Raw genomic sequence first — 7,687 nt, forward strand, 5'->3', positions numbered from 1 at the left:
GTGAAGAAATTGGCTTCCGATGGGTAGGCGGTCACCGCCGGCATGGCGACCAGCGCAGCCAGCAGGCGGCTGCGCTCGGCACGCAGTAGGGCGGCCTGTTCGTTGAATACGGCGATATGGTCCAGCGCAAACAGGGCGGTGGTTTGGGTCAGTACATTGATGTTGTAGGGCGGCCGCAGCTTGTCGAATTCATTGATCCAGTCGGCCGGGCCGGCCATATAGCCGAGCCGGATGCCGGCCAGGCCCAGCTTGGACAGGGTGCGCATCACCACCAGTTTCGGGTGCCGACCGGCCAGCGGCATAAAGCTGTCTTCGGCAAAGGCGGTGTAGGCCTCGTCCACTACCACGAGGCCCGGTGCGGCATCGAGTAGCGCCTCCACCTCGGCGCGTGCGTAACGCGGGCCGGTGGGGTTATTCGGGTAGCTGACAAACACCACGGCTGGCTGGTGCTGGGCGATGGCCGCCAGCATTGCCGGCAAGTCCAGCGAAAAATCCGGCTTCAGCGGCACGCCGACATACTGCACGCTACTGAACACTGCATTCATCTTGTACATGACAAACGATGGCTCGGCCGACAGCAGGCTGGCGCCGGGGTGGGCCAGCGTCTGGCAGATCAGGGTGATCAGCTCATCCGAGCCGTTGCCGAGCAACACGGCGGCATTATCCGGAATGGCAAACGCCGCTTTCAGCCGCGCTTTCAGGCCGCCACCATCAGGGTCGGGGTAGCGATTCAGTGCGGCGCTAGCGAGGCGCTGCGCCAGCTCCGCTTGCAGGGCGGGTGGCAGTGGGAACGGGTTCTCCATCGCGTCGAGCTTGATCAGGCCGGCGGCGTCGGCGACGGGGTAGGCCGACAGCGCGGTGATTTCCGGGCGTACATACTGGCGGGCAAGGCTCATCATGCGCCGCCTTTCAGGCGCAGTTCCGCCGATTTGGCGTGGGCCGGCAGGCCTTCGCCGTGCGCCAGCGTACTGGCGATGCGGCCCAGCGTCTGTGCGCCGGTTTCCGATACATAGATCAGGCTGCTGCGCTTCTGGAAGTCGTACACCCCGAGCGGGCTGGCAAAGCGGGCGGTGCGCGAGGTTGGCAGCACATGGTTGGGGCCGGCACAGTAGTCGCCCAGCGCTTCGGAGGCAAAGCGACCGAGGAAGATGGCGCCGGCGTGACGGATCTGACCTTGCAGCACCCATGGGTCGGCAACCGAGAGTTCCAGGTGTTCGGGTGCGATCTGGTTGGCAATGGTGGCGGCCTCGGCGAGATCGCGCACCTGGATCAAGGCGCCACGGTTGGCGAGGCTCTGGGCGATGATGTCGCGGCGCGGCATGGTGGGCAGCAGGCGCTCGATGCTGGCGGCGACCCGCTGCAAAAAGGCGGCGTCGGGGCAGAGCAGGATGGATTGGGCGATTTCATCGTGCTCGGCCTGGCTGAACAGGTCCATGGCGATCCAGTCCGAGTCGGTGGCGCCATCGCAGATCACCAGGATTTCCGATGGCCCGGCCACCATATCGATGCCGACCACCCCGAATACCGCGCGCTTGGCGGCGGCCACATACTGGTTGCCCGGCCCGGTGATCTTGTCGACCGGCGCAATGGTTTCGGTGCCATAGGCCAGCGCAGCTACCGCCTGGGCGCCGCCGATGGTGAATACCTTGTCGACGCCGGCGATCCAGGCGGCGGCCAGCACCAGATCGTTGCGCTCGCCTCGCGGCGTGGGCACCACCATGGTGATTTCAGCGACGCCCGCTACCTTGGCGGGGATGGCGTTCATCAGTACCGAGCTGGGATAGCTGGCCTTGCCGCCCGGCACATACAGGCCCACCCGATCCAGCGGCGTCACTACCTGCCCGAGTACCGTGCCGTCGGCTTCTTCGTACTGCCAGCTGCTTTGCAGCTGCTTCTCGTGATAGCGGCGCACCCGCGCGCAAGCGGCTTCCAGCGCCTCGCGCTGGTCGACTGGCAGGCGCAGGTAGGCGGCTTCCAGTTCATGGCGATGCAGGGTCAGCTCGCGCATTGACGATGCGGCTACGCCATCAAAGCGCTGGGTGTAGTCGATCAGTGCCGCATCGCCACGGGTTCGGACATCGGCAAGCATGGCGGCTACGGTGGCATCCACCGCCGGATTCTGGGCGGTTTCAAAAGCCAGTAGCGCGGCCAACTGGGCCGGGAAATCGGGCTGTGTCGTGCAAAGGCGTTTCATGGCGAGGTCTCGGTTTGCCCGCAGGCGTCGGCTCTAGGCGGGACGAATACGATGTATGCAGGTGCGGTGGGCGAACTGCCCGGATGACTATAGGCTGGCGGCGTGGGCGCGGTGGTGGCCGGCTTGCGCAAATGCATCAATGATCGGCTGCAACTTGGCGCGCTTGAGCTTGAGCGCGGCCTGGTTCACCACCAGGCGCGAGCTGACATCCAGCACATGCTCGACCGCTACCAGATGGTTGGCCTTGAGGGTGCTGCCGGTGCTGACCAGATCGACAATGGCGTCGGCCAAGCCTACCAGTGGCGCCAGTTCCATCGAGCCATACAGTTTGATCAGATCGACATGCACGCCCTTCTGGGCAAAGTGCTCACGGGCGGCGGCGACGTATTTGGTGGCAACGCGCAGGCGCGCGCCCTGCTTGACCGCACCGAAGTAGTCATAACCCTCGCGCACTGCCACCATCAAGCGGCATTGGGCGATTTCCAGATCGAGCGGCTGATACAGGCCGGCACCGCCATGCTCCAGCAGCACGTCATAGCCGGCAATGCCGAGGTCGGCAGCGCCATATTGCACATAGGTCGGTACATCGGTGGCGCGCACGATCACCAGGCGCACATCGTCGCGATTGGTGCCCACAATCAGCTTGCGCGAGGATTCCGGGTCTTCGGCCGGATGAATACCCGCAGCCGCCAGTAGCGGAACGGTTTCTTCGAAAATGCGGCCTTTGGACAGGGCGATGGTGATCATGGATTGATGCAATGCAGCAGGGGGAAGGCGATTATGCCGTCTGTTTTGCCGGCTGGCGAGTAAAGTTGTCTAGTTTTTGAAGTGCGCTGTCAGCATGGTTCTTCAGTGGTTTAGACAACTTTATTGCTTACTTGTCTAGTCAATGGCGTGGGTCTTCAGGCAACCATTCTGCGGCGATAGGGCGATTTCTTGATGTGTAATCCAACACCCCAAAACCTGTATACACAGAGAGCACCGAGAACACGGAGCACACCGAGAAAACCCGGTCGGGTTTGGTCTTTTTCGGTGCGATCTGTGCCCCGATAGTTCTCTGTGGCAACGGGTTCGGCTACTTGGCGCTGACTAAGCTGCCGACCACGATCCGACAACTTGCGTCTGCAGGATCAGGACGGCCTCACCTCCAAAAATCTGTATACACAGAGGGCACAAAGGACACGGAGATCACAGAGAAAATCAGTCTTGTCTTGGTTTTCTCAGTGGGCTCTATGTCCTCATTGTTCTCTGTGTCTACAGGTTTTCCAACCTGCGTTCCGTGCTCAGGCGTATTCCGGGTGTTTGGCGATAAAGCGCTGCAGGCGCTCTCCCGCCATGCGCTGCACCTTGTTGCGCAAAAACGGCGTCCAGCCCAGCAGCAGTCCGGGGGCGCCCAGCGCCATGCGGCTCCACGCCCAGAAGTCGAAGTGGTCACGATGGCGCCAGATCAGGCCGTCCTTGAATTCGAACTCGGCATCGATGCGGTTATGCACCTGCCGGCCGGTCTGCGAAAACGGGTAATGGGCTTCCCAATGGGCGCTGCCGCGGCCATTGGCGCCTTGCACATCGGTAAAGGTCAGGGTCAGCGCGGTGGAGCTCTCCAGCAACATGCGCCACATGGCACCGGGCTGCTTGCCACGCAGATCCGGAAAGGCTGGGTCGCCGAATTGAGCATCCGGGTGATAGCAGGCAGCCATGGTGGCCCAGTCTTTTTGCTGGAAGGCCGTGTAAAAACGGGTGATCAGTTCAGCTTCTGGGCTCATGGCGGCGAGGTGCTCGACAAAGGGATGTCGGCACACTACCGCGCGGTTCGGCATAGTTGCAAGCGCGCTGACGCTGCCGGCTTACAGGGCGCGTACTGCCTTGCCGGTATAGGTGCTGATCCGGGCGGCAACGATTGATGCATCGGCATCGATGGGTGACGCACCGATCGGAATGGTAGCGAACCAGCCTCGCAGCTTGAGCCTGACCCACCACCGCTCGGGACCGTCGTCATCCTTTCTGGCGCGGCCAATATCGATCCATTCGATTTCGTCAAAGCGAGCAAGGCGCTTCCCATTGGCACTGACGCTGCGCGAGGTCTTGCTGAAGGAAAAACGCTGCCTGCCGCCCTGGATGACCAGAACATCGGCAGTTTGCTGGACTATTTCCAGTACGAAAGTTTCGCCTCGAAGTGCGTCGAACACCTCTTCGAGGCGTTCTAGCAGGGTTGCTAACACCGGTCTGCTCGCCGTTTACTGGATGCGCTCGATCAGTGCGCCCACGCCACCCAGCTTCTGCTCGATATGCTCGTAACCGCGATCAAGGTGGTAGATACGATCAACAATGGTGTCGCCCTCGGCGGCCAGTGCGGCAATCACCAGCGATGCCGATGCGCGCAGATCGGTGGCCATCACATTGGCGCCGGACAGGCGCTCGACCCCGGTCACCACGGCGGTGTGGCTATCGATGCGGATATCGGCGCCCATGCGTGCCAGCTCCGATACATGCATAAAGCGGTTCTCGAAGATGGTTTCGCTGATGATGCCGGTGCCGGATGCCAGGGCATTCATCGCCATGAACTGGGCCTGCATATCGGTGGGGAAGGCCGGATAGGGCTCGGTGCGCAAGCTCACTGCCTTGGGGCGCTGGCGCATTTCGATGGCGATCCAGCCGTCCCCCGCCTCGATATAGGCGCCGGCTTCGCGCAGCTTGTCCAGCACCGAATCGAGGATATTGGCGCGGGTATTGCGCAGCACCACCTTGCCCTTGGCGGCCATTACCGCGCACAGGAAGGTGCCGGTTTCGATCCGGTCCGGCATCACCCGGTGTTCGGCGCCATAGAGGCGCTCGACACCTTCCACCGTGATGGTGTCGGTGCCATGACCGCTGATTTTTGCGCCCATCTTGATCAGGCATTCAGCCAGATCGACCACTTCCGGCTCGCGCGCGGCGTTTTCAATGGTGCTGGTACCTTCTGCCAGCACGGCGGCCATCAGCAGGTTTTCGGTGCCGGTCACCGTCACCATATCGGTGACGATGCGGGCGCCCTTCAGGCGCTTGGCGCGGGCGTGGATATAGCCGTGCTCGATAGTGATCTCGGCGCCCATCGCCTGCATGCCCTTGATGTGCTGCTCGACCGGTCGCGCGCCAATGGCGCAGCCGCCGGGCAGCGACACCTTGGCTTCGCCAAAGCGGGCCAGCATCGGTCCCAGCACCAGGATGGAGGCGCGCATGGTCTTGACCAGCTCGTACGGGGCCACCAGCTTGTCGACGCTGGCGCCGGTCAGCTCGAATTCATGCACATTGTCGGTCATCACCCGCATGCCCATGCCCTGCAGCAGCTTCTGGGTGGTCATCACGTCTTTTAGCTGCGGCACATTGGTCAGGCGCAGGGTGTCGGCCGTCAGAAGCGAGGCACACAGGATCGGCAAGGCCGCATTCTTGGCGCCCGAGATGGTGATTTCACCTTCGAGCGGGCCATTACCGGTAATTTTCAGCTTATCCATATCGATTCTTTACTGCCGCCGCAGTATTGCGGCGTGGTGATTGCATCGCCCCCGAAATTGCGGGGCTGGGCCCGGCCTGTGCTGGCCGTAACCAAGGGGGCTGCTTAGCCGAGGTTCTTCCACTCGTGCGGGCTGTAGGTCTTCATCGACAGGGCGTGAATCTCTTCGCGCATGCGCTCGCCCAATGCTTGGTAGACCAGCTGGTGCTGGCGTACCCGCGACAGGCCATCGAAGGCGCGGCTGACGATGGTGGCTTCAAAGTGATGACCGTCGCCAGCGACGTCGAGAACCTCGCAGGCGAGGCCGGCGGCTATGTATTGCTTGACTTGTTCGGGAGTAACCATGGAATCGTTGCGTTATCTGCCTGCGGGGCGCGAGGGGTTAGTGACGAAGTTTGTAGCCGGTACGCAGCAGATGCAGGGCAAATGCCGAGAGCAGCACGAAAGTGCCGCCGACCACGGAAAAGCTGAGCCAGGGTGATGGCACATCGGCCTGGCCAAAGAAGCCATAGCGAAAGCCATCGATCATGTAGAACACCGGGTTGAGGTGAGAAATGCCCAGCCAGAATGCCGGCAAGGACTGGATCGAGTAGAACACGCCGCTAAGGAAGGTCAGCGGCACGATGATGAAGTTCTGGAATGCCGCCAGCTGGTCGAATTTTTCTGCCCAGATGCCGGCAATCAGGCCCAGTACCGCCATCACTGCGGCACTGAGCACGGCAAAGATGAGAATCCACAAGGGATACTTGAAGGCGGGAATGGCAAATACGGCGCAAACCGCCAGCACGCCGGCGCCCACCACCACGCCGCGCACCACCGCGGCCAGCACATAGGCGAGGAAAAATTCCAGGTGCGACAAGGGCGGCAGCAGGATGAACACGATATTGCCGGTGATTTTCGACTGGATCAGGCTGCTCGATGTATTGGCAAAGGCGTTTTGCAGCATGGACATCATGGCAAGGCCCGGAATCAGGAAGGCGGTATAGCGCACGCCCGGATAGGCCTCGACGCGTGATTCGAGCACATGCGAGAAAATCAGCAGGTAGAGCATGGCGGTCAGCACGGGAGCTGCCACCGTCTGAAAGCTGACCTTCCAGAATCGCAGGATTTCCTTGTAGAACAGGGTGTAAAAGCCTTGCATATGCGTGGCGAGCGGGCCGTCAGGCCGTCTCGCGCTTCCTCCCCATTACGTCGAGAAACACCGACTCCAGGTCGGGCTTGAGGATTTCGATATCCTGAACCGCAGCGCCAGCATCGCGCAGCGCCACCAGAATGGTTTCCAGGGTGGCGCAATCGTCAAGGCGCAGCTGGAAGGCGCCTTCGTGTTCGCGCACCAGCAGGCTGCTCAGCGTTGCTGGCAGGGGAGCGTCGAACAGGCGCAGCGATACGGTGCGTGCCGAATGCGATTGCATCAGGGTGTTCTTGTCATCGAGCGCCACCAGGGCACCCTGCTTGAGCATGGCGATACGCCCGCACAGCGCCTCGGCTTCTTCCAGGTAGTGGGTGGTCAGCACGATGGTATGGCCCTGCTGATTCAATTGCTGGATAAAGGCCCACAGGGTCTGGCGCAATTCCACATCCACGCCGGCGGTCGGCTCGTCCAGCACGATCACTGGCGGCTTGTGCACCAGTGCCTGCGCCACCATCACCCGCCGCTTCATGCCGCCTGACAGCGAGCGCATATTGGCATCGGCCTTATTGCTCAGGCCCAGGTTTTCCAGCAGCTCGTCGATCCAGGCGTCGTTGCGGCGCAGACCGAAATAGCCGGACTGAAATTCCAGCGTCTCGCGTACGGTAAAGAAGGGGTCGAAGGTCAGTTCCTGCGGCACGATGCCGACCTTGCGGCGGGCATCGCGGTAGTCCGATTGCACATTGCTGCCCAGTACCGTCACCACGCCATGGTCGGCGCGGGTGAGGCCGCCCAGTATCGAGATCAGGGTGGTTTTGCCGGCGCCATTGGGGCCGAGCAAGGCAAAGAACTCGCCCTCGCGCACGTCAAAGTCGAT

General features: G+C 61.9%; 9 protein-coding genes. All 9 read right to left on the bottom strand.

Annotated features, from left to right (window positions below):
- On the bottom strand, positions 1-899 hold an 899-nt coding region (locus ACE3OH_RS16640; RefSeq protein WP_374355513.1), incomplete at its 3' end, for a histidinol-phosphate transaminase.
- Positions 896-2,194, bottom strand: a complete 1,299-nt coding sequence (hisD, locus tag ACE3OH_RS16645; protein ID WP_374355516.1) for a histidinol dehydrogenase — start codon at positions 2,192-2,194, stop codon at positions 896-898. The genes ACE3OH_RS16640 and hisD, both read right to left, overlap by 4 nt.
- An 87-nt stretch (positions 2,195-2,281) precedes the next feature.
- The gene (gene hisG / locus ACE3OH_RS16650) at positions 2,282-2,941 is read right to left on the bottom strand and encodes an ATP phosphoribosyltransferase (RefSeq protein ID WP_374355519.1); all 660 of its coding nucleotides are present in this window, start codon (positions 2,939-2,941) and stop codon (positions 2,282-2,284) included.
- Between the two features lie 536 nt (positions 2,942-3,477).
- On the bottom strand, positions 3,478-3,957 hold the full coding sequence (locus ACE3OH_RS16655) for a nuclear transport factor 2 family protein (protein ID WP_374355522.1): 480 nt from the start codon (positions 3,955-3,957) through the stop codon (positions 3,478-3,480).
- A gap of 81 nt (positions 3,958-4,038) precedes the next feature.
- Positions 4,039-4,413, bottom strand: a complete 375-nt coding sequence (locus ACE3OH_RS16660; RefSeq protein WP_374355525.1) for a hypothetical protein — start codon at positions 4,411-4,413, stop codon at positions 4,039-4,041.
- Between the two features lie 15 nt (positions 4,414-4,428).
- Positions 4,429-5,682: a UDP-N-acetylglucosamine 1-carboxyvinyltransferase gene (murA, locus tag ACE3OH_RS16665; protein ID WP_374355528.1), complete on the bottom strand. Its 1,254-nt coding sequence runs from the start codon at positions 5,680-5,682 to the stop codon at positions 4,429-4,431.
- A gap of 104 nt (positions 5,683-5,786) precedes the next feature.
- Complete coding sequence (locus ACE3OH_RS16670; RefSeq protein ID WP_374355531.1) at positions 5,787-6,026, bottom strand: BolA family protein; 240 nt, start codon at positions 6,024-6,026, stop codon at positions 5,787-5,789.
- Between the two features lie 37 nt (positions 6,027-6,063).
- Positions 6,064-6,822: an ABC transporter permease gene (locus ACE3OH_RS16675; RefSeq protein WP_374355534.1), complete on the bottom strand. Its 759-nt coding sequence runs from the start codon at positions 6,820-6,822 to the stop codon at positions 6,064-6,066.
- A 19-nt stretch (positions 6,823-6,841) separates the two neighbouring features.
- A partial coding sequence (locus ACE3OH_RS16680) for an ABC transporter ATP-binding protein (RefSeq protein ID WP_374355537.1) occupies positions 6,842-7,687 on the bottom strand: 846 nt, incomplete at its 5' end.

This window comes from Chitinimonas sp., assembly GCF_041904975.1.
Lineage (GTDB): Bacteria > Pseudomonadota > Gammaproteobacteria > Burkholderiales > Chitinimonadaceae > Chitinimonas.